The following is a 20,210-nucleotide window of genomic DNA, read 5'->3' on the forward strand; positions in this document are numbered from 1 at the left end:
GGCGGGTCAGCGGGCCGCGGCGGTGACGGCGCCGGTGACGATGGTGGCGAAGTTGCGCATGCCCAGCGCGTTCGGGTGGAACGGCGCGGCGGGCGAGGCCGGGATGTACGGCTCGATCCAGCGCACCCCGGGGGAGGCGCACGGGTCGTGGCCGGCGCTGGGCGTCTGCAGGTCGATGAAGCCGATCCCGGCGGCGGCGGCCTGTTCGGCGAGCATCCGGTTGAAGTACATCAGGGTCGCCCGGATGTAGTTGGCGTCCTGCCGGATGATCGGTACGCGCGGGTAGCAGCCGTCCGGCCGGGCGTAGGTGGCGTAGCCGACCAGGAAGATCCGCGCCTGCGGCGAGCGGGCCCGGATGTCGCCGGCCAGCGTGACGAGCGTCGGGCGCAGCGCCTCGGTCTTGACCCGCCAGGTGTCCTGGCCGTTCTCGTCGGTGTAGTCGTTGTAGCAGGCGTCGCCGACGGGCGGCGGCAGCAGGTTGAGGCAGTCCTCGATGAAGCCGGTCAGGCCGACGTCGTTGGCGCCGATGTGCACGGTGACCAGCGTGGTGTCCGGGCGCAGCGCGTCGAGCTGGGGCGGCACCGAGCCCAGCTCGGTCTCCTGCGGCTGGTACATGTGCCGCGTCTTGGCCCCCGAGCACGTGACGTCGCGGAAGGACGCCACGCCGAGCGCCCGCGCGGTCAGGTGCGGGTAGTTCCGGTCGGAACGCAGGCAGCCCAGGTCGGGCAGCACCTGGTCGGGCACGAGCGGCCCGGCGGCGGCCGAGTCGCCCAGCGCGACGTAGGACTCGCCCTGCTGGGCGTGGGCGGGAGGAGCCAGGCCGGCCAGCAGCAGGGCGGCGGCGAGCGCGACCGTCGTTCGTCGGAGCATGGGGGCATCCTTCGGTGGGGGGTGGGGGTCCGCCGCGGGGTGACGGCGGCCGGGCAAGAGGGATCAGTGACGGAACGGGCCCGTCACCTCGTAGGTGATGCCGCCGGTGCCGGCGCGCTCGCCGCTGGTGCCGCGCTGCGAGGAGAAGTAGAGGCGGGTGCCGTCCGGGGAGAACGCGGGACCGGTGATCTCCGAGCCGCCGTGGCCGTCGAGCCGCAGCACCGGCGCCACCACGCCGTCGGGCGTGATGATGTTGATCTCCATGTTGCCGCCGTCCTCGGCCACGTACAGGTCGCCGGTGGGCGCGCCGGTGATGTTGTCGACGCCGTCGAGCGTGCCGCCGCCGTCGTAGACCCAGCTCAGGCTCTGCCGCACGGCGTCGTACGCCCACACCCTGCGGTCGCCCTTGGCCGTGAAGTAGCAGATCCCGGCCGCGTAGTGGCAGCCCTCGCCGCCGTCGAAGTGCCGGGCGGCGCTCACCTGGTGGCGCGTCTGCCGCTCCAGCACGCCGGGCGCCGGGTCGGGCACCGGACGCCACTCCACCGGGCCGCCGGCCGCGTCGCCGCACAACACCTCCAGCCGCCCGCTGGACAGGTCGCCCCACGTGTCCGGGACGAACCGGTAGAAGCAGCCGTCGGACTCGTCCTCGGTCAGGTAGACGACCCGCCGGTCCGGGTCGCAGGCCGCCGCCTCGTGCTTGAACCGGCCCATCGCGGGCCGCGACCGTGCCGCGCGCTCACCGTACGGATCGGTCTCGTACACGCGGCCCCGGAAGATCTCCTCGCAGGACAGCCACGTGTTCCACGGCGTACGGCCGCCCGCGCAGTTGACGTTGGTGCCGTCGAGGATGCGGTAGGCGCGCTCGACCGAGCCGTCCGGGCGGAACCGGATCGCGGTCGCGCCGCCGACCAGCGGCACCTCCGAGTTGGACACGTAGATCCAGCCCGTCCCCGCGGCGAAGCAGGCGCCGCCGTCGGGCGCCGGGTGCCACAGCGTGCCGCCGATCGGGTGGCCCGTCCTGGCCACCACCCGGCTGGTGAACCCGGCGGGCAGCGCGACGCCGTTCGCGTCCGGCGGGCCGAGCGGGCCGTATGGGCTCGCGCCCGCGGCGACCGCCGACGTGCTCGCCGCCTCGTGCCAGAGGGCGCCCGAGAAGGCGACGGCGCCCAGCCCGGCGGAGACGGTGCGGAGGAACGTGCGACGCTGCATGGCGACTCCCGTGCGTGCGTGAGGGCGTTCGCAGCACACGATGATCCGTCGGCGGCATCCTGTGAATTGGACGGCGCGGCAAAGTCGGCGGGCCGCCGCTGTGACCCGTCACAAAGCCCGCACCCGCACCCGCTTACCGGACCGGACATCACCGCCCCTAGGGTGAACCGTGACCTGCAGGGGGTCATCGATCATGGAGGGGGGCTCCGCCATGCCTGGAGTCGGCCGGCGTGAGGCGCTGGGAGCTGCCGGGGTGATGGCGTGCGGGGTGGCGCTCGGCGCGTGCGGCACCGGTGACGCCAAGACACGCCAGACGCCCGGGGTCAAGGGCCACGTCATCGCCAAGGTCGCCGACGTGCCCGTGGGCGGCGGCAAGGTCATCGGCAAGTGGAAGATCGTGGTGACGCAGCCGTCGGAGGGCGTCTTCAAGGCGTACAGCGCGAGCTGCCCGCACCGCGGATGCGCGGTCGGCTCGCCCGAGGACAACGTGATGCGGTGCCCGTGCCACGGCAGCGAGTTCGCCGCCGACACCGGCGCGGTGCTGAGCGGTCCGGCGCAGGGGCCGCTGACGCCCTACGCGGTCAAGATCGAGGGCGACGCCATCGTGGTGGTGTGAACGGGTAATTGTGCGTGGTTCCCGGGATCGGGGCGCGGGAGGCTGAACCGGCTCACGGCCGCCGGCCGTACCTGCGAGTGAGACCCGAAACCTGGAAGGACGCATCATGACCGATACGACGCGCCGGGCGGTGGTGTTCGGAGCCGGAGGCGCCGGGCTGGCCGCGGTCCTGACCGCCTGCGCCGCCTACGGGCAGCCCACCGGGGAGGCGGCCTTCGACGCCGCCGTCGACGCGGCCGAGGAGCCGCCCGCCGAGGAGTCGCAGGCCGCGCCCAAGAGGAAGAAAGAGCCGAAGGCGCTGGCCGAGACCGCCGATATCCCCGCCGGCGAGGGCGTGATCTTCGACAAGCAGAAGGTCGTCGTCACCCAGCCGGTCGAGGGCGAGTTCAAGGCGTTCACGGCGACGTGCACCCACGCGGGCTGCACGGTCGCCGAGGTCGTCGGCGGGACGATCAACTGCCCGTGCCACGGCAGCAAGTTCAGGATCGAGGACGGTTCCGTGGCGGAGGGCCCGGCCACCGAGCCGCTCGCCGAGAAGAAGATCACCGTGTCCGGTGGCAAGATCAGGCTGGGCTAAGGGGTTCTTCATCGAATTCTCACCTGGATGCGGTTGGCTGGCCGGCATGGGACGAGACCTTCAGAGCCGCAGAGCGGTGATCGCCGGGGTGGGCGCGAGTGGCCTGGCCGTGGCCCTGACCGCGTGCGGCGGCGACAGCGGCACGACCGGCGCGACCACCGCCACTACCGCGACCAGCGCGCCCGCCGCGCCCACCGAGTCCGCCGGGAGCGCGCCGCAGGGCGGGCTGGCCAAGACCTCCGACATCCCCGTCGGCGGCGGGACGATCTTCAAGGAGCAGAAGATCGTCATCACCCAGCCGGCGGAGGGCCAGTTCAAGGCGTTCAGCGCCGACTGCACCCACAAGGGCTGCCCGGTCGCGAGCGTGGAGAACGGCACCATCGACTGCCCGTGCCACGGCAGCAAGTTCAAGATCGAGGACGGTTCCGTGGCCCAGGGCCCCGCGACCGAGGCGCTGCCCGTCCGGCAGATCAAAGTCGAAGGCGACCAGATCTCCCTCGCCTGACCCACCCCTGCCCGCCGTGCCTACCCGTCGTACCCGCCCGGGGGCACGGCGGGTGAGCTTGTCGGTGGCGGCCACTAGGCTGGAAAACGTGGCGAGATCAGCGGGCAGCCCCTTGAGTTTCCGGCCGAAGTCAGGGTCGATCCCCGATTCCCCCGGGGTCTACCGGTTCCGCGACCCCCACGGCCGGGTGATCTACGTCGGCAAGGCCAAGAGCCTGCGCCAGCGGCTCAACTCCTACTTCGCCGACTTCTCCACGCTGCACCCGCGCACCCAGAGCATGCTCACCACCGCCGCCGGCGTCGACTGGACCGTCGTCGGCACCGAGGTCGAGGCGCTGCAGCTCGAATACTCCTGGATCAAGGAGTACGACCCGCGCTTCAACGTCAAGTACCGCGACGACAAGTCCTACCCCTACCTCGCCGTCACCATGGGCGAGGACTTCCCGCGCGTGCAGGTCATGCGCGGCGCCAAGCGCAAGGGCACCCGCTACTTCGGCCCCTACTCCCACGCCTGGGCCATCCGCGAGACCGTCGACCTGCTGCTGCGCGTCTTCCCGGTGCGCACCTGCAGCGCCGGGGTGTTCAAGCGGGCCGGGCAGATCGGCCGGCCCTGCCTGCTCGGCTACATCGACAAGTGCTCGGCGCCGTGCGTGGGCCGCGTCACGCCCGAGGAGCACCGCGACCTCGCCGAGGACTTCTGCGACTTCATGGCGGGCAACACCGGGCGCTTCATCAAGCGCCTGGAGAAGGACATGCGCGAGGCCGCCGCCGAGCAGGAGTACGAGCGCGCCGCCCGGCTGCGCGACGACATCCAGGCGCTCCAGCGGGCGCTGGAGAAGCAGGCGGTCGTGCTCGGCGAGGGCACCGACGCCGACGTCGTGGCGCTCGCCGAGGACCCGCTGGAGGCCGCCGTCCAGGTCTTCTACGTACGCGGCGGGCGCATCAGGGGCCAGCGCGGCTGGGTCGTCGACAAGGTGGAGGAGACCTCGCCGGGCGAGCTCGTCGAGCAGTTCCTGCTGCAGATGTACGCCGAGGCGAGCCCCGAGTCGATGCCCCGCGAGGTGCTCGTCCCGGCGCTGCCGCCCGACGCCGAGGCCGTCGTCGAGCTGCTGTCGGAGCAGCGGCGCGCCCGCGTCGACGTGCGCGTCCCGCAGCGCGGCGACAAGCGCTCGCTCATGGAGACCGTCGAGCGCAACGCCAAGGAGTCGCTCGCCCAGCACAAGGTCCGCCGCGCCGGCGACCTCACCACGCGCAGCAAGGGCCTGCAGGAGATCGCCGACGCGCTCGACCTCGACCAGGCGCCGCTGCGCATCGAGTGCTACGACGTCTCCCACCTGCAGGGCGAGAACGTGGTGGCGTCCATGGTGGTGTTCGAGGACGGCCTGGCCCGCAAGTCCGAATACCGGCGCTTCGCCGTCAAGACCAAGGAAGGCGACGTCGCCTCCATCCACGAGGTGATCCTGCGCCGCTTCCGCCGCTACCTGGAGGAGCGCTCGGCCACGGGCGAGCTGGCGGCCGACGACGACGCCCACAGCCCCATCGACCCCGAGACGGGCAAGCCGCGCAAGTTCGCCTATCCGCCCAACCTCGTCGTCGTCGACGGCGCCGGGCCGCAGGCCGCCGCCGCCCAGCGGGCGCTCGACGAGCTCGGCATCGACGACGTGGCCGTCGCCGGGCTGGCCAAGCGGCTGGAGGAGGTGTGGCTGCCGGGCGACGACCAGCCGGTCATCATGCCGCGTTCCAGCGAGGGCCTCTACCTGCTGCAACGGGTCAGAGATGAGGCGCACAGGTTCGCCATCACCTACCATCGAGCCAAGAGGTCCAAGACGGTGAAGGAGAGCGCGCTCGACAGCGTGCCCGGTCTCGGCCCGGCTCGCCGCCAGGCCCTGCTCCGGCACTTCGGCTCCGTCAAGAAGCTGCGCGAGGCCACCGCGGACGAGATCCGCGAGGTCCCGGGCATCGGCCCGGCCACCGCCGAGGTGATCGTGTCGACCCTGAAGGGGGAGAGTCAGTGAAGTCCACCGAGCCGGCGTTCGTCATCGTCACCGGCATGTCGGGGGCCGGGCGGAGCACCGCCGCCAAGGCCCTGGAGGACCTCGGCTGGTTCGTCATCGACAACCTGCCGCCGGGGCTGCTGTTCGCCATGGCGGAGGAGGCGGGCAAGGTCAAGCTGGCCGCCGACAAGGTGGCCGCCGTCGTCGACGTGCGCAGCCTGGCGTTCACCACCGACCTCAACGCCGCCATCGAGGAGCTGCTCGGCCGCGGCGTCCGGGTGCGCGTGGTGTTCCTGGAGGCCAGCGACGAGGAGCTGGTGCGCCGCTTCGAGGCCGTGCGCCGCCCCCACCCGCTGCAGGGCGAGGGCCGGCTGGTCGACGGCATCACCCGCGAGCGCGGCATCCTGCGCGAGGTGCGGGCCAACGCCGACCTCGTCATCGACACCAGCGCCCACAACGTGCACGAGCTGCGCAACAAGATCGTGGCCTACTTCGGCGGCGAGGACCGGCCGGGCCTGCGGGTCAACGTCGTCTCCTTCGGCTACAAGTACGGCCTGCCCGTCGACGCCGACCTGGTCGTCGACTGCCGGTTCCTGCCCAACCCGCACTGGGTGCCCGAACTGCGGCCGATGAACGGCACCGACGCGCCCGTCCGCGACTACGTGCTGGGCCAGCCCGGCGCCAAGGAGTTCCTCGACGCCTACGAGGAGGTGCTGCGCGTCATCGCCGGCGGTTACTCGCGCGAGGGCAAGAGCTACGCCACGCTCGCCGTGGGCTGCACCGGCGGCAAGCACCGCAGCGTCGCCATGGCCGAGCAGGTCGCCTCCCGGCTGCGCGACCGGGGCATGGAGGTCCAGGTCAGCCACCGGGATGTGGGCCGGGAGTGACGGATGAGGGCTTCGCCGATCCGCTGAGCGGCATCGACTTAGAGACGGGCCCGCGGGTCGTGGCGCTGGGCGGCGGCCACGGCCTCTACGCCGCGCTGTCGGCGCTGCGCGCGGTGACCGACGCGCTGACCGCCATCGTCACCGTCGCCGACGACGGCGGCTCCAGCGGCCGGCTGCGCCGCGAGCTGGGCGTGCTGCCGCCCGGCGACCTGCGCATGGCGCTGGCCGCCCTGTGCGGCGACGACGAGTGGGGCAGCACCTGGAGCGAGGTCGTTCAGCACCGCTTCCGCAGCGAGGGCGAGCTGCACGGTCACGCCGTCGGCAACCTGCTCATCGTCGCGCTGTGGGAGCTCCTCGGCGACCCCGTCGCCGGGCTCGACTGGGTGGGCCGGCTGCTCGGCGCGCACGGCCGGGTGCTGCCGATGGCCTCGGTGCCGCTCGACATCGTCGCCGAGGTGGAGCTCGACGGCGTCGTCTCCACCGTGCGCGGCCAGGTGGCGTGCGCGCTCACGCCCGGCCGCGTGCGGGCCATCTCCCTGGTGCCCGAGGACCCGCCCGCGCGGCCCGAGGCCGTCGAGGCGGTGCTGGAGGCCGACTGGGTGGTGTTCGGGCCCGGCTCGTGGTTCACCAGCGTGCTGCCGCACCTCAAGGTGCCCGAGCTGGCCCGCGCGCTGCACCGCACCGAGGCTTGCAGGCTGGTCACGCTCAACCTCGCGCCGCAGCCGGGCGAGACCGACGACTTCTCCCCCCAGCAGCACCTGGAGGTCCTGCGGCGGCACGCCCCCGAGCTCTCCCTCGACGTCGTCCTCGCCGACACCGGCGTGGTCGACGACCCCGCCGCGCTGGAGAAGGCCGCCGCCGCGTTCGGCGCCCGGCTGGTCCTGGCCGACGTCGCCGCCCGCGACGGCTCGCCGAGGCACGATGCACGACGTCTTGCCTCCGTCCTGGACGAGATTTTCCTCCAGAAGCGTTGATCCTGGTCGGCGTGGCGAGAAGGTGCGAGAGACTGCTAGGACCGGTCTGATGGGGGAGGACTAAACGCTTATGGCAATGACGGGTGTGGTCAAGGACGAGCTGAGCCGGCTGCCGGTGCTCAAGCCCTGCTGCCGCAAGGCGGAGGTGTCCACGCTGCTGCGCTTCGCCAGCGGCCTGCACCTCGTGGGCGGGCGCATCGTGATCGAGGCCGAGCTCGACACCAACGCGACCGCGCGGCGGCTCATCAAGGACATCGGAGAGGTGTTCGGCCACAAGGCGGAGGTGCTGGTGCTCGCGCCGGCCGGGCTGCGCAAGGGATCACGTTACGTGGTCCGCGTCTACCGCGACGGCGAGGCGCTGGCCCGCCAGACCGGGCTGATCGACAACCACGGACGGCCCGTGCGCGGCCTGCCCCGGCAGGTGGTCGCGGGGGCGGCCTGCGACGCCGAGGCGGCCTGGCGCGGCGCGTTCCTGGCCCACGGCTCGCTCACCGAGCCGGGCCGGTCGATGTCGCTGGAGGTCACCTGCCCCGGCCCGGAGGCGGCGCTGGCCCTGGTCGGCTCGGCCCGGCGGCTGAAGATCCACGCCAAGGCGCGCGAGGTGCGCGGCGTCGACCGGGTCGTGGTCCGCGACGGCGACGCCATCAGCGCCCTGCTCACCCGTCTCGGCGCCCACGACAGCGTGCTCGCCTGGGAGGAGCGGCGGATGCGCCGCGAGGTCCGGGCCACCGCCAACCGGCTGGCCAACTTCGACGACGCCAACCTGCGCCGCTCGGCCCGCGCCGCCGTCGCCGCCGGCGCCCGCGTGCAGCGCGCCCTGGAGATCCTCGGCGACGAGGCGCCGGACCACCTCGTGGTGGCCGGGCGGCTGCGGGTGGAGCACAAGCAGGCGTCCCTGGAGGAGCTCGGCCAGATCGCCGACCCGCCGCTGACCAAGGACGCGATCGCGGGCCGCATCCGGCGGCTGCTCGCCATGGCCGACAAGCGCGCCTCCGACCTCGGCATCCCCAACACCGAGGCAAATCTCACGGTTGAGATGCTCTCCTCCTGACGTCCCCCGTATGGGACCGCCGGGTCACGTCGCGTCGCGGTCGGGCGGCGTGAAGAGGCTGGGCGGGGTGGTGGCCGGCTTGGCCGCCTGCAGGGGCTCGAAGGGAGCCCGGTACTCGGGCTCCTCCCCCTCCTCGGGCTTCTCGGGCTTCTCGGCGGCGGCAGCCGCCCTGGCCTTCCTGCGCAGGCGCAGGACGCGTACGAGGACGAGCAGGAAGGCGGGCAGGGCCGCGGCGGCCACCACCGCGGGGATCTGCCACGACCGATACAGCTGCGGCCAGACGAGGGCGGCGGCGTCGGGCAGGGCGGCCAGGAACTCCTCGAGCGTGCGAAGCGGCGGCTTCCACGGCTCCGAGGCCGGCGTGTAGGCGAAATACCCGGGGACCGCCGCCGTGTTCGCGATCGCGCCGGCCACGACGGCCCCGCCCCCGTACAGGGCCGCCACGAGCGGGAGCACGAGGGCGCGCGGGCGGATCAGGCAGATCGCCGCGCCGACCAGGAGACCGGCGACCAGGGCGATCCCGGCGGACAGCGGGACGCCGTCGCCGAAGGCGCGCACGGCCTCGGGAACGAGGTCGCCGTCGTAGAGGAAGGCCGCCGCGACGCCGGCCGCGCACAGCAGCATCGCGATGAAGCCGATGATCAGGCCGGACAGCAGGCCGGATCGGTGTTGTGACATCTCAGCCCCCAGAGAATGCCTGAATTTACTCCGACGAGTCGGGCACTTTACTCGAACCTCACAAATTGTGCTTACCGAACCTCGATTCTCCAGGCGGGGGTGGCAGTGGTCTAAACCAATTTGCTTCCGATAGGGTTCGAGAGTTGAGGTATCAGCCCGTCATCACGTACGAGGAGATCGGTTCCGTGAGCATCCGCGTAGGCGTCAACGGCTTCGGCCGCATCGGTCGCAACTTCTGGCGCGCGGTCGCCGCCAGTGGCAAGGACATCGAGATCGTCGCGGTCAACGACCTGACCGACAACGCGACGCTGGCCCACCTGCTCAAGTACGACAGCATCCTGGGCCGCCTGCCGTACGAGGTGAAGGCCTCCAGCGACGAGATCACCGTCGACGGCAAGGCCATCAAGGTGTTCGAGGAGCGCGACCCGGGCAAGCTGCCGTGGGGCGACCTCGGGGTCGACGTGGTGGTCGAGTCGACCGGCCTGTTCACCGACGCCAACAAGGCCCGGGTGCACGCCGAGAACGGCGCCAAGAAGGTCATCATCTCCGCCCCGGCGAAGAACGAGGACGTCACCATCGTCATGGGCGTCAACCACGACTCCTATGACCCGGCCCAGCACACGATCATCTCCAACGCCTCCTGCACCACCAACTGCCTGGCCCCGATGGCCAAGGTCATCCACGACACCTTCACCATCGAGAAGGGTCTGATGACCACCATCCACGCCTACACGCAGGACCAGAACCTGCAGGACGGCCCGCACAAGGACCTGCGCCGCGCCCGCGCCGCCGCGCTCAACGTGGTGCCCACCTCCACCGGCGCCGCCAAGGCGATCGGCCTGGTGCTGCCGGAGCTCAAGGGCAAGCTCGACGGCTTCGCGATGCGCGTGCCGATCCCCACGGGCTCGGCCACCGACCTGACCGTCGAGGTCGGCCGCGACGTCACCGTCGAAGAGGTCAACGCCGCGCTCAAGGCCGCCGCCGAGGGCCCGCTCAAGGGCGTCCTGACCTACACCGAGGACGAGATCGTCTCCTCCGACATCGTCACCGACCCGGCCTCCTGCATCTTCGACGCCGGCCTCACCAAGGTGATCGGCAACCAGGTCAAGGTCGTCGGCTGGTACGACAACGAGTGGGGCTACTCCAACCGCCTCGTCGACCTCATCCAGCTGGTGGGCGCGGACATCTGACCGATTCCGGAGCGAAGCGGGGCCGTCCGCCCGGGCGGCCCGCGCGCCTCCGCAGAAGGAGCACAGTTGCGGACGATCGACGATCTCGATGTGAAGGGACGGCGCGTGCTGGTGCGCGCCGACCTGAACGTGCCTCTCGACGGCGAGACGATCACCGACGACGGGCGCATCCGCGCGTCGTTGCCCACCATCCAGGAGCTGGCCGGACGCGGCGCGAAGGTCGTCGTCTGCGCCCACCTGGGGCGGCCCAAGGGCGAGGCCAACCCGAAATACTCCCTGCGGCCCGTCGCGGCCCGCCTGGGCGAGCTGCTCGGCCAGGAGGTGGCCTTCGCCTCCGACGTGGTCGGCGACAGCGCCCAGGCCACCGTGCAGGGCCTCCAGGAGGGCCAGGTGGCCCTGCTGGAGAACCTGCGCTACGAGCCGGGCGAGGAGTCCAAGGACGACGCGGCCCGCCGCGCGTTCGCCGAGAGGCTGGCCGCGCTCGCCGACCTCTACGTCGGTGACGGCTTCGGCGCCGTGCACCGCAAGCACGCCAGCGTCTACGACGTGCCGGCGCTGCTGCCGCACGCCGCGGGCGGGCTGGTCGTGGCCGAGGTGGACGTGCTGAGACGGCTCACCGAGGACACCGAGCGCCCCTACGTGGTCGTGCTCGGCGGCGCCAAGGTCAGCGACAAGCTCGGCGTCATCGCCAACCTGCTGACCAAGGTCGACCGGCTGCTCATCGGCGGCGGCATGGCCTACACCTTCCTCAAGGCCCAGGGCCACGAGGTCGGCGGGTCGCTGCTGCAGGAGGACCAGCTCGACCAGGTGCGCGGCTTCCTCGACGAGGCCGGCCGGCGCGGCGTCGACCTGGTGCTGCCCGTCGACGTGCTGGCGGCCACGCACTTCGCCGCCGACGCCCCGCACGAGGCGGTCGCGGCCACGGCCATCCCGGCCGACCGCGAGGGCCTCGACATCGGGCCCGAGACCCGCGAGCTGTTCGCCGCCAAGCTGGCCGACGCCAAGACCGTCTTCTGGAACGGCCCGATGGGCGTGTTCGAGTTCGACGCGTTCTCCGGCGGCACCCGGGCGGTGGCCGAGGCGCTGATCGGAGCCGACGCCTTCACCGTGGTCGGCGGCGGCGACTCGGCGGCCGCGGTGCGTAAGCTGGGCCTGCCCGAGGACGGCTTCTCCCACATCTCCACCGGGGGCGGGGCCAGCCTTGAATATCTGGAGGGCAAGACGCTCCCCGGACTCGCCGCCCTGGAGGACTGACTTGAGAAAGCCGCTCATCGCCGGCAACTGGAAGATGAACCTCAACCACCTCGAGGCGATCGCGCTGGTCCAGAAGCTGGCCTTCGCGCTCGGCGACAAGGACTTCGACCGCGTCGAGGTGGCCGTCCTGCCCCCGTTCACCGACCTGCGCAGCGTGCAGACGCTCATCGACGGCGACAAGCTGCGCATCGTGCACGGCGGCCAGGACCTGTCCCCGCACGACGCGGGCGCCTACACCGGTGAGGTGTCGGGCGTGATGCTCGCCAAGCTGGGGTGCACGTTCGTCGCCGTCGGCCACTCCGAGCGGCGGCAGTACCACCACGAGGACGACGACCTGGTCAACGCCAAGGTGCTGGCCGCGCTGCGCCACTCGCTGACGCCGATCCTGTGCGTGGGCGAGGGCCTGGAGGTGCGCCAGGCGGGCGGTCACATCGCGCACACGCTGGCCCAGCTCGACGGAGCCCTGCGCAAGGTCTCCGCCGAGCAGGCACAATCGATGGTGGTGGCCTACGAGCCGGTGTGGGCGATCGGCACCGGCGAGGTGGCCACCCCCGAGGACGCCCAGGAGGTCTGCGGGGCGCTGCGGGTGCGACTCGCGGAGCTCTACAACCCCGAAGTGGCCTCGGCGGTCCGTATCCTTTACGGTGGCTCGGTCAAGTCGGGAAACATCGCAGGGATCATGGCTCAGCCGGATGTCGACGGCGCCCTCGTGGGAGGGGCCAGCATCGACGCCGCGGAGTTCGTGAAGATCTGCCGTTTCACCGATATGCCCGGCTAACTCAGCCGTTCTGGGGGTGCGACTTGACACGAGGCCGTACCCTCAAGAGGCAAGTTTGAATCGTCACGCGTACCAGACCATTGAAGGAACAGGCATACCGTGGAACTCGGAATCTCCATCGCCCTCATCCTGACGAGCCTGCTCATGATCTTGCTCGTCCTGCTCCACAAGGGCAAGGGTGGCGGCCTGTCTGACATGTTCGGCGGCGGTTTCTCGTCGAACTTCGGTGGTTCCTCGGTGGTGGAGCGCAACCTCGACCGGCTCACCGTCATCACGGGCGTCGTCTGGTTCGTCTGCATCATCGCTCTGGGCCTGCTCGTCAGGCCCTGAGACAAGCGACAACGCGTGACAGTGATTCTCCCCCCGTGTCACACGGGGCGATCGAGCGAGGAGTTCATCCGTGGGTAGTGGCAACGCGATCCGTGGCAGCCGTGTCGGCGCCGGCCCTATGGGGGAGGCCGAGCGCGGCGAGGCAGCTCCGAGAGTGCGGGTCTCGTTCTGGTGCGCCAACATGCATGAGACGCGCCCCAGCTTCGCCAGTGACGCGGCGGTCCCCGAGCTGTGGGACTGCCCGCGTTGCGGCCTCCCGGCCGGCCAGGACGAGGAGGCCCCGCCTGCTCCGCCGAAGAACGAGCCGTACAAGACGCATCTGGCCTACGTGAAGGAGCGCCGGAGCGACAAGGACGGCAAGGCGATCCTCGAGGAAGCGCTGGAGCGCCTGCGCAACAACAAGTCCCCTTGGTAGCGGGCTGACGTGAAAGGGCCCCGGCGGTTCTCCCGCCGGGGCCCTTTCGTCGTTCAGGCCCGTTCGTGGACGGCGACGCCGTCGACGAACGTCATCCGCACCCGCGTCGTCCAGATGTCCTTCTCCGGCAACGTGAACGGGTCGCGGTCGAGCACCACCAGGTCGGCCGGGCGGCCCGGCTCGATCACCCCGGCGGGCGAGCGGTTGATCCACGCCGAGCCCGCCGTGTACGCGGTCAGCGCGGTCGCCAGGTCGATGCGCTGGGCGGGCAGGAACGGCGTCTGCGCCGTCGGGTAGCCCGCGTGCACCGAACCGCCCGGCTCGGTCCGGTTGACGGCCACGTGCATGCCCTGCAGCGGGTCGGCGTCCGACACCGGCCAGTCGCTGCCCGCGCAGAACCGGGTGCCGTGCGCCAGCAGGTCCGCGAACGGGTACTGCCACGACGAGCGCGGCTCGCCCAGGAACGGCAGCGTCAGCTCGTCCATCTGCGCGTGGTGGGTGGCCCACAGCGGCTGCAGGTTGGCCGTGACGCCCAGCGCGGCGAAGCGCGGCACGTCCGACGGCTCGATGATCTGCAGGTGCGCGATGTGGTGACGGTTGGCCGGATCGGTGCCCTCGAAGCTGTCGAGCGCCTCGCGCACCGCCCGCTCGCCGATCGCGTGGAAGTGGACCTGGAAGCCCAGCCGGTCCAGCTCGGCCACGTACTCCTTCAGTTTGACCGGGTCCACGTACGACAGCCCCGTGCCGCCGCAGCGGCAGTAGGGCTCCAGGGTGGCGGCGGTGAAGTTCTCCGTGATGCCGTCCTGCATGATCTTGACCGAGCCGGCCGCGAACCGGTCCAGGCCCTCGGCCGACGCCCGGCGCTCCACCAGGCTCTCGATCTGGTCCAGGCCGCGGGTCCTGTCCCACCACAGGGCGCCCACCACGCGGGCCCGTAGCCGCCCTGAGCGGGCCGCCGACAGGTAGGTGGGCAACTGGTCGTCGGAGCCCGCGTACGAGCCCACGATGGCGTCCTGCCAGCCGGTGATGCCCAGCGAGAACAGGTGCGCCTCCGCCTCGGCCAGCGCGGCGTCCAGGTCGGCGGCCGTCGGGCGGGGCGTGAGCAGGCCCACCAGGTCCATCGCGCCCTCGTGCAGCACGCCCGTCGGGGTGCCGTCGGGGTCGCGTTCGATCCGCCCGTCGGCCGGGTCGGGCGTGTCGCGGGTGATCCCGGCCAGCTCCAGCGCCCGGCTGTTGACCCAGGCGGCGTGGTGGTCGCGCTGGATCAGGTAGGCGGGCCGGTCCAGGAAGTCGAGCTGCTCCCTGCGGGGCAGCCCGCCCGGGAACGCCGACATGTCCCAGCCGCCGCCGTCGATCCACTCCTTGCCGGGATTGGCGGCGGCATACGTACGGACTGCCGCGAGATAGGCGTCCAGCCCGAACACCTCGGCCAGGTCGCACCTGGCGCGTTCCAGGCCCGCCTGCACCGGGTGCAGGTGGGCGTCGGTGAAGCCCGGCACCAGCAGGCCGCCGCCGAGGTCCACCGTCTCGTGGGAGGGCGCCAGCCGGGCCAGCTCCCGTTCGGCGCCCACGGCCGCCACGACGCCGTCGCGCACCAGCACCGCCTCGGCGAAGGCGCCCGTCGCGGTGAACACGCGCCCGCCCCGGAACAGCACGCTCATGGAAGATCTCCTATCTGGCAGGGATGGTCAGTGACCGGTGATCAGGTCGGCGAAGCGGGCCAGGACCGAGGTGCGCGGCATCGACCGCTCCCGCTGGTCGGCCATCCGGTAGAGGCGGTACATGCTGTGCACGCCCAGCCAGCGCAGCGGCTCGGGTTCCCACGCGCGCACCTTGCGCCCCACCCACGGCAGCGCCGTCAGCTCGGTCTCCTCGCCCAGCACCAGGTCGCGCAGGGTCCGGCCGGCCAGGTTCGTGGTGGTGACGCCGTGGCCGGTGTAGCCGCCCGCCCAGCCGAGCCCGGTCGCCGGGTCCACGTGGACGGTCGAGCACCAGTCGCGCGGCACCGCCAGCACGCCCGACCAGGCGTGGGCGACGGAGGACGAGCGGGCCGCCGGGAAGAAGTCGACCAGCAGGTCCCACAGCGCCTCGACGGTCCACTCGTGCGTGTGGCCGCGGGCGTCGACGCGCGAGCCGTACAGGTAGGGCCGGCCGCGCCCGCCGAACGCGATGCGGTCGTCGGCGGTGCGCTGGGCGTACATGTAGTAGTGGGCCAGGTCGCCGAGCAGCTCCGCGCCCTCCCAGCCGACCGACTCCCAGAACGAGGCCGGCAGCGGCTCGGTGACGATCATCGAGCTGTTCATCGGCAGCCACTGCCGCCGCAGCCCCTCCATCCGCGCCGTGAAGCCCTCGGTGGCGCGGAGCACGTGCCCGGCCCGCACGGTCCCGTACGGCGTCTCCGCCCGGTGCGGCGCGATGCGGGTGACGGGCGTGCGCTCGTAGATCGTCACGCCGAGGTCGCGCACCACCCGGGCCAGGCCCTGGGCCAGCTTGGCGGGCTGGATGCGCGCGCAGTGCGGGCTCCAGGTGGCGCTCACGGCCCCCGCCACCCTGAGGTGGGCGTCCGGGTCGACCAGGCGCAGGTCCTCCTCGGTGATGCCCCAGGCGCGGGACTCGGCCACCGAGGCGCGCAGCCGGGCGGCCTGCGCGGTGGAGCGGGCCACGTTGACGACGCCGCCCTTGACGATGTCGGCGTCGATGCCCTCCTTCTCGCACACCGCGATGACCTCGTCGACCGAGGAGAACATCTCCCGCTGCAGCCGCCGGGCGGCGTCGCGGCCGTGGGTGCGGGCGTAGCGCGCGTGCGAGCCCGCCAGGTCGCCCGTCAGCCAGCCGCCGTTGCGGCCCGAGGCGCCGAACCCGGCGAACTCCTGCTCCAGCACCACCACGTCGAGCGACGGGCGGGCCCGCTTGAGGTAGTAGGCCGTCCACAGCCCCGTGTAGCCGGCGCCGACGATGACGACGTCCGCCTCGCGGTCGCCGTCGAGCCTGGGACCGGGGGCGGGAACGCCCGAGGAGCGGTACCAGAAGGACACGTCGCCATTGACGAACCCGGACGACAGGGGAACATGCACGCTCATGGGGCCATATCCTGCTATATCCGGAGAAGGTGTCGCATCTCGCCACGAATTCCGTGATGGAAACACGACGTTAGCGGCAACGTAACAGCGACCCCGCATCCTTCTTCGTATGGGACTCCTGCGCATCCGCACCACGGTCGACGAACGCCCGGGACGGCTCGCCTCGCTCGCCGCCGCCCTGGCCGCCCGGGGCGGCAACATCCTCGGCCTGAGCGTACAACCCGACGTCGACGGCACCGTCGACGAGTTCGTCGCCGACATCCCGGCCACCCCCGAGAACGTGCGCGAGGCCCTGGAGGCGGCGGGCGGGCGCCGCGTCCGGGTCGTCGCCGCCACCGCCCACGAGCTGACCGACGAGCCCACCCGGGCGCTGCTGCTGGCCTCCCGGCTGCGGGCCGCGCCCTGGCGGCTGCCCGAGCTGCTCGCCGAGCTGCTGCGCGCCGACGACGCCCGGTGGATCTACGGCGAACCCGCGAACGACCTGCCCGACCCGACCCGGCTCGTGGTGCCCGTCGCCGCCCGGCGGTCGGTCCGGCTGCGCCGCGCCGGGCTGCCCTTCACGCTGACCGAGGCCGCCAGGGCCGCCGCGTTCGCCCGGCTCGTCCAGCCGCCGGCCGGCCCCGACGGCAAGCCGGCCGAGCGCCCCGTCAGGCTCGCCGACGGCGCCGAGATCGCCGTCCGCCCGCTCACCTCCCTCTACCGCGAGGCCGTACGCGACCTGCACGACAGGTGCTCGCCCGAAACGCGCAGGTTCCGCTACTTCACCTCGATGCCCGAGCTGCCGCCGCGCGTGTTCGACCGGCTCTGCGACCGCGCCCGCGGCCACTCCGTGGTGGCGGCCGACGACGGGCAGGTGGTCGCGCTGGCCAGCCTGATGTTCACCGCCGACCCCGGCATCGCCGAGCTCGCGCTGCTCGTCGAGGACCGCTGGCAGGGGCGCGGCCTGGGCACGGCCCTGGCCAGGGCGCTGGTGTGCGCCGCGCGCGACCTGGGCTACGCCGAGGTCAGGGCCGGCATGCTGGCCGACAACGCGCGCATGCGCCGGCTGATGCTCGGACTCGGCGCCACGCTTTCCCGCACCGAGGACCCCGCCGTGGTGGAGGCCAGGCTGGCCGTGGGGGCGCTGGCGTCAGTCTGAGCCGGTCCGCCGGATGCCGAGATGGCGTTCGATGCGCTCCAGGCTCTCCTCGATGCGGGCCAGCCGCCCGGCCAGCTCCGGGGCGCTCACCGGCGACGCGTCGCCGGGCGGCTCCCGGCGCCCCACCTCTTCCAGCACGCGCTGCCGTACCTCGTCCGGGTCGGCGCCCGCGGCGGCCAGCGCGCGGAGCACCGGCGCGTCGCCGTCGCGCAGCAGCCCGAGCAGGACGTGCCCGGTGCCGATGAAGTCGTGCCGCCGCTCCAGCGCCTCACGCAGCGACAGCTCCAGCACCCTCTTCGCCCGGGCCGTGAACGGCGCGTGCCCGGCCGGGTCCCGGCGCGGCTCCTCGGCCTCCACACAGGCCCGTACGCCCTCCAGCGACACGCCGCACTCGGCCAGCACCCGCGCCGCCGGACCCTCGCCCTCCCGGACGAGCCCCAGCAGGAGATGCCCGGTGCCGATGGCGCCGTGACGCATCGCCCGCGCCTCCTCCCGGGCGAGGACGACGACCTGGCGGCTGCTCTCGGTGAAGCGCTCGAACACGGGGGCCTCCGTTCGAGTGGGCTGCCTCCACTATGCGCTACGAACCAGCCCGGGCGGGGTATCCCCCTTGTGTGGATCTCGAGGAGGTCACCGGCAGGCTGTACGGGCTCGCGCCCGCCGACTTCACCGCCGCCCGCACCGCCGAGGCCCGCGCGGCCAAGGACGCGGGCGACGCCGCGCTGGCCCGGGAGATCGGCAAGCTGCGCAAGCCCACGGTGTCGGCGTGGGCCGTCAACCGGATCTCCCGCGAGCACCCCGACGCCCTGGAGGAGCTGCTGGAGCTCGGCCAGGAGCTGCGCGACGCCTGGCAGGCGCACGACGCCGACGCGCTCGCCGAACTGACCCGGCGCCGCGGCGAGGTCACCGGGCGGGTCGCCGGGCTGGTCCGCGACGAGCTGTCGCCCGCCGCCGCCACCGAGGTGGACCAGACGCTCGACGCCGCCGTCGTGGACGCCGGAGCCGCCGACGAGGTGCGGCGCGGCCGGCTCGCCAAGCCGCTGCGCTACAGCGGCTTCGCCCCGGCGCCCGCCCCCGCCGGCCGCCCCCCTGGCCGCCGCCGCAAACCCGGCACCCAGGCGGACGAGACGGCCGAGGCCGACGCGGCGCGCCGCCGCGCCGAGACCGAGGCCAGGAAGGCCAAGGAGCGCGAGGAGGCCGAGGCGGCCCACCGCGAGTGGAGCCAGGCCCTGGAGGAGGCCGAACGCGACCACGCCGAACGGGCCGACAAGGTCGCCCGCCTGGAGGCGAAGCTCGCCAAGGCCCGCAAACGCCTCGCCGAGACGGCCCAGCGCCTCGAAGTCACCCGCCGCGAAGAACGCCACGCCCGCCAACGCCTCCCCGACCGCACCTGACCGCACCTCCCGCCCGCAGCGGCCCCCACGACCCCCGCCCGCAGCGGCCTCACGGCCGCCACCCACGGCCGCCCGAGCGCCCTTGCCCAACGGCCCCGTCCTACGGCGCCGCCCCCGTCCCTGGCGAAACACCAAGGGTGGCCGCAGGGGGAGGCGGGGGAGGCCTCGCGAACCTCCGGAGGGGGCGGTTGCGTGCCTGCCGTGAGGTCCGCGGGAGGTGGCCGCGGGGGCGGGGCGAGGTAGCTCGCGTGCGTTCGGCGGGTCTTCGGAGGGGGGCATGGAGGCAGGGCAGGCCGCCATCCTCCGAAGAGGACCGTCCCGGCGGGCCGCGCGATCCTCGGGTGCCGGGTGCCGGGTGCCGGGTGCCGGGTGCCGGGTGCCGGGCGCAGGGTGCAGGGTGCAGGGTGCAGGGTGCAGGGTGCAGGGTGCAGTGCACAAGGGTGGCGGGTGGGGGCCGGGGGCGTGGGCCCAGGGAGGGGCGCAGAGGGTGGCGGTCGGGTCAGGGGGTGGTGGCGTGGGCCAGGTGGGCGGTTACGGGGAAGCCGTCCGGGGCGTACGGGGTGGCCAGGTGGTGGTAGGCGGCGCGGATGCGGGCCTGGACGGCGGCGGGCTGGGCGGCGATGGGGCCAAAGCGGGGGCCGCCGGCGGCGACGACGTCGGCGAGCCAGGCGTCCGGGTCGAACGGGTGGCGCCAGCGGAGGGTGTCGACGGCGACGCCGGTGAAGCCCGCCCGGCGCATGAGCGTGGCGAAGCGGCCGGGGTCGGCGGCGGCGGCGAGGGGCCGGGGCGGGAACGCGAAGGGGTGGCCGGCGGCTTCGACGGCGGCGGCGATGACGCCGGTGGCGGTCATCTCGGACGGCTCCCACCAGGTCAGCGCCACGCCCGCGCCGGGCCGGGCGACGCGGCGCAGCTCCAGGAGCGCGGCGGCGGTGTCGGGCGCGTGGTTGATGATGAAATTTCCGGCTACGGCGTCGAATGTCCCGTCCCGGAAGGGCAGCGACGGCAGCGCCGCCACCACCACCTCCGCCTCCGGATGGCGGCGCGCGGCCAGCCCCGCCATCGCGGCGTCGGCGTCGAAGGCGGTCACGCGGGCCCCGCGCCCCAGCGCCCCGGCCGTCACGACGCCGCTCCCGCACCCCGCGTCGAGCACCCGCACCCCGGCCCGCCGCTCGGCCGGGCCGGTGGGGACGCCCGCCCGGTCGAGGAGCGGGCCGACGGTGTGGGCGCTGAGCCGGGCGAATCCGCGCTCGTAAGCTTCGGGATCGGTCACC

The 20,210-nt window shown here is 73.0% G+C and carries 21 protein-coding genes; 14 read left to right on the forward strand and 7 right to left on the reverse strand.

Going from position 1 to position 20,210, the window contains the following annotated elements; all coding sequences use genetic code 11:
• Window positions 1–6: 6 nt before the first annotated feature.
• Together KME80_RS30680 and KME80_RS30685 are read right to left on the reverse strand one after the other, a co-directional pair.
• Window positions 7–870 carry an SGNH/GDSL hydrolase family protein gene (locus KME80_RS30680; protein WP_219509916.1) on the reverse strand — a complete coding sequence of 288 codons (864 nt, stop codon included), beginning with the start codon at window positions 868–870 and terminating at the stop codon, window positions 7–9.
• A gap of 63 nt (window positions 871–933) precedes the next feature.
• Window positions 934–2,079: an alkaline phosphatase PhoX gene (locus tag KME80_RS30685; protein WP_219509917.1), complete on the reverse strand. Its 1,146-nt coding sequence runs from the start codon at window positions 2,077–2,079 to the stop codon at window positions 934–936.
• 211 nt (window positions 2,080–2,290) lie between these two features.
• On the opposite strand from KME80_RS30685, the gene KME80_RS30690 reads away from it, so the two are divergent.
• The 7 genes from KME80_RS30690 to whiA all read left to right on the forward strand — a co-directional run bounded on the left by KME80_RS30690 (window position 2,291) and on the right by whiA (window position 8,682).
• Window positions 2,291–2,695 carry a Rieske (2Fe-2S) protein gene (locus tag KME80_RS30690; RefSeq protein ID WP_246646025.1) on the forward strand — a complete coding sequence of 135 codons (405 nt, stop codon included), beginning with the start codon at window positions 2,291–2,293 and terminating at the stop codon, window positions 2,693–2,695.
• A gap of 106 nt (window positions 2,696–2,801) precedes the next feature.
• On the forward strand, window positions 2,802–3,272 hold the full coding sequence (locus KME80_RS30695) for a Rieske (2Fe-2S) protein (RefSeq protein ID WP_219509919.1): 471 nt from the start codon (window positions 2,802–2,804) through the stop codon (window positions 3,270–3,272).
• A gap of 46 nt (window positions 3,273–3,318) precedes the next feature.
• Window positions 3,319–3,777, forward strand: coding sequence for a Rieske (2Fe-2S) protein (locus tag KME80_RS30700; protein WP_246646026.1), 459 nt, complete (start codon window positions 3,319–3,321; stop codon window positions 3,775–3,777).
• A 112-nt stretch (window positions 3,778–3,889) separates the two neighbouring features.
• Complete coding sequence (uvrC, locus tag KME80_RS30705; RefSeq protein WP_372455402.1) at window positions 3,890–5,791, forward strand: excinuclease ABC subunit UvrC; 1,902 nt, start codon at window positions 3,890–3,892, stop codon at window positions 5,789–5,791.
• Complete coding sequence (gene rapZ / locus KME80_RS30710; protein ID WP_219509921.1) at window positions 5,788–6,657, forward strand: RNase adapter RapZ; 870 nt, start codon at window positions 5,788–5,790, stop codon at window positions 6,655–6,657. Before uvrC ends, rapZ begins: the two co-directional genes overlap by 4 nt.
• Window positions 6,654–7,631: a gluconeogenesis factor YvcK family protein gene (locus tag KME80_RS30715; protein ID WP_308125990.1), complete on the forward strand. Its 978-nt coding sequence runs from the start codon at window positions 6,654–6,656 to the stop codon at window positions 7,629–7,631. Before rapZ ends, KME80_RS30715 begins: the two co-directional genes overlap by 4 nt.
• Before the next feature lie 70 nt (window positions 7,632–7,701).
• The gene (whiA, locus tag KME80_RS30720) at window positions 7,702–8,682 is read left to right on the forward strand and encodes a DNA-binding protein WhiA (RefSeq protein ID WP_219509922.1); all 981 of its coding nucleotides are present in this window, start codon (window positions 7,702–7,704) and stop codon (window positions 8,680–8,682) included.
• A 24-nt stretch (window positions 8,683–8,706) separates the two neighbouring features.
• On the opposite strand, the gene KME80_RS30725 is transcribed toward whiA, so the two are convergent.
• Window positions 8,707–9,360 carry a hypothetical protein gene (locus tag KME80_RS30725; RefSeq protein ID WP_219509923.1) on the reverse strand — a complete coding sequence of 218 codons (654 nt, stop codon included), beginning with the start codon at window positions 9,358–9,360 and terminating at the stop codon, window positions 8,707–8,709.
• 185 nt (window positions 9,361–9,545) lie between these two features.
• Between KME80_RS30725 and gap the strand changes: the two genes are divergently transcribed.
• The 5 genes from gap to KME80_RS30750 all read left to right on the forward strand — a co-directional run bounded on the left by gap (window position 9,546) and on the right by KME80_RS30750 (window position 13,327).
• Window positions 9,546–10,550, forward strand: a complete 1,005-nt coding sequence (gene gap / locus KME80_RS30730; protein ID WP_219509925.1) for a type I glyceraldehyde-3-phosphate dehydrogenase — start codon at window positions 9,546–9,548, stop codon at window positions 10,548–10,550.
• A 66-nt stretch (window positions 10,551–10,616) separates the two neighbouring features.
• The gene (locus tag KME80_RS30735; protein WP_219509927.1) at window positions 10,617–11,804 is read left to right on the forward strand and encodes a phosphoglycerate kinase; all 1,188 of its coding nucleotides are present in this window, start codon (window positions 10,617–10,619) and stop codon (window positions 11,802–11,804) included.
• A gap of 1 nt (window position 11,805) precedes the next feature.
• Entirely contained in the window at window positions 11,806–12,582 is a 777-nt protein-coding gene (tpiA, locus tag KME80_RS30740; protein WP_281427240.1) for a triose-phosphate isomerase, read from the forward strand.
• Window positions 12,583–12,681: 99 nt separating this feature from the next.
• Window positions 12,682–12,912 (forward strand): preprotein translocase subunit SecG, encoded by a 231-nt coding sequence (secG, locus tag KME80_RS30745; RefSeq protein ID WP_049564200.1) that lies wholly within the window; start codon window positions 12,682–12,684, stop codon window positions 12,910–12,912.
• Window positions 12,913–12,982: 70 nt separating this feature from the next.
• Window positions 12,983–13,327, forward strand: a complete 345-nt coding sequence (locus KME80_RS30750; RefSeq protein WP_090942943.1) for an RNA polymerase-binding protein RbpA — start codon at window positions 12,983–12,985, stop codon at window positions 13,325–13,327.
• A gap of 53 nt (window positions 13,328–13,380) precedes the next feature.
• Here KME80_RS30750 and KME80_RS30755 read toward each other — a convergent pair whose 3' ends face one another.
• Together KME80_RS30755 and KME80_RS30760 are read right to left on the reverse strand one after the other, a co-directional pair.
• Window positions 13,381–14,988 (reverse strand): amidohydrolase, encoded by a 1,608-nt coding sequence (locus KME80_RS30755; protein ID WP_219509929.1) that lies wholly within the window; start codon window positions 14,986–14,988, stop codon window positions 13,381–13,383.
• Between the two features lie 27 nt (window positions 14,989–15,015).
• Window positions 15,016–16,407 (reverse strand): NAD(P)/FAD-dependent oxidoreductase, encoded by a 1,392-nt coding sequence (locus tag KME80_RS30760; protein WP_219509931.1) that lies wholly within the window; start codon window positions 16,405–16,407, stop codon window positions 15,016–15,018.
• A gap of 109 nt (window positions 16,408–16,516) precedes the next feature.
• On the opposite strand from KME80_RS30760, the gene KME80_RS30765 reads away from it, so the two are divergent.
• The gene (locus KME80_RS30765; RefSeq protein WP_219509933.1) at window positions 16,517–17,545 is read left to right on the forward strand and encodes a GNAT family N-acetyltransferase; all 1,029 of its coding nucleotides are present in this window, start codon (window positions 16,517–16,519) and stop codon (window positions 17,543–17,545) included.
• Here the strand turns inward: KME80_RS30765 and KME80_RS50850 are convergent.
• Entirely contained in the window at window positions 17,537–18,088 is a 552-nt protein-coding gene (locus KME80_RS50850; RefSeq protein WP_219509934.1) for a Clp protease N-terminal domain-containing protein, read from the reverse strand. The two genes, KME80_RS30765 and KME80_RS50850, sit on opposite strands and share 9 nt — an antisense overlap.
• A gap of 71 nt (window positions 18,089–18,159) precedes the next feature.
• Between KME80_RS50850 and KME80_RS30775 the strand changes: the two genes are divergently transcribed.
• Window positions 18,160–18,939, forward strand: coding sequence for a hypothetical protein (locus KME80_RS30775; RefSeq protein ID WP_219509935.1), 780 nt, complete (start codon window positions 18,160–18,162; stop codon window positions 18,937–18,939).
• 499 nt (window positions 18,940–19,438) lie between these two features.
• Here KME80_RS30775 and KME80_RS30780 read toward each other — a convergent pair whose 3' ends face one another.
• Window positions 19,439–20,209 (reverse strand): class I SAM-dependent methyltransferase, encoded by a 771-nt coding sequence (locus KME80_RS30780; protein WP_219509936.1) that lies wholly within the window; start codon window positions 20,207–20,209, stop codon window positions 19,439–19,441.
• Window position 20,210: the final 1 nt, after the last annotated feature.

It is taken from the genome of Nonomuraea ceibae (assembly GCF_019396325.1).
GTDB lineage: Bacteria > Actinomycetota > Actinomycetes > Streptosporangiales > Streptosporangiaceae > Nonomuraea > Nonomuraea ceibae.

Excerpts from the sequence above, each read along its gene's own strand:
- KME80_RS30765 (WP_219509933.1), top strand. The coding sequence starts at position 16,517 with ATGGGACTCCTGCGCATCCGCACCACGGTCGACGAACGCCCGGGACGG.
- KME80_RS30755 (WP_219509929.1), bottom strand. The coding sequence starts at position 14,988 with ATGAGCGTGCTGTTCCGGGGCGGGCGCGTGTTCACCGCGACGGGCGCC.
- KME80_RS30695 (WP_219509919.1), top strand. The coding sequence starts at position 2,802 with ATGACCGATACGACGCGCCGGGCGGTGGTGTTCGGAGCCGGAGGCGCC.
- whiA (WP_219509922.1), top strand. The coding sequence starts at position 7,702 with ATGGCAATGACGGGTGTGGTCAAGGACGAGCTGAGCCGGCTGCCGGTG.
- KME80_RS30725 (WP_219509923.1), bottom strand. The coding sequence starts at position 9,360 with ATGTCACAACACCGATCCGGCCTGCTGTCCGGCCTGATCATCGGCTTC.
- KME80_RS30685 (WP_219509917.1), bottom strand. The coding sequence starts at position 2,079 with ATGCAGCGTCGCACGTTCCTCCGCACCGTCTCCGCCGGGCTGGGCGCC.
- KME80_RS30690 (WP_246646025.1), top strand. The coding sequence starts at position 2,291 with ATGCCTGGAGTCGGCCGGCGTGAGGCGCTGGGAGCTGCCGGGGTGATG.
- KME80_RS30700 (WP_246646026.1), top strand. The coding sequence starts at position 3,319 with ATGGGACGAGACCTTCAGAGCCGCAGAGCGGTGATCGCCGGGGTGGGC.
- KME80_RS30760 (WP_219509931.1), bottom strand. The coding sequence starts at position 16,407 with ATGAGCGTGCATGTTCCCCTGTCGTCCGGGTTCGTCAATGGCGACGTG.
- KME80_RS30680 (WP_219509916.1), bottom strand. The coding sequence starts at position 870 with ATGCTCCGACGAACGACGGTCGCGCTCGCCGCCGCCCTGCTGCTGGCC.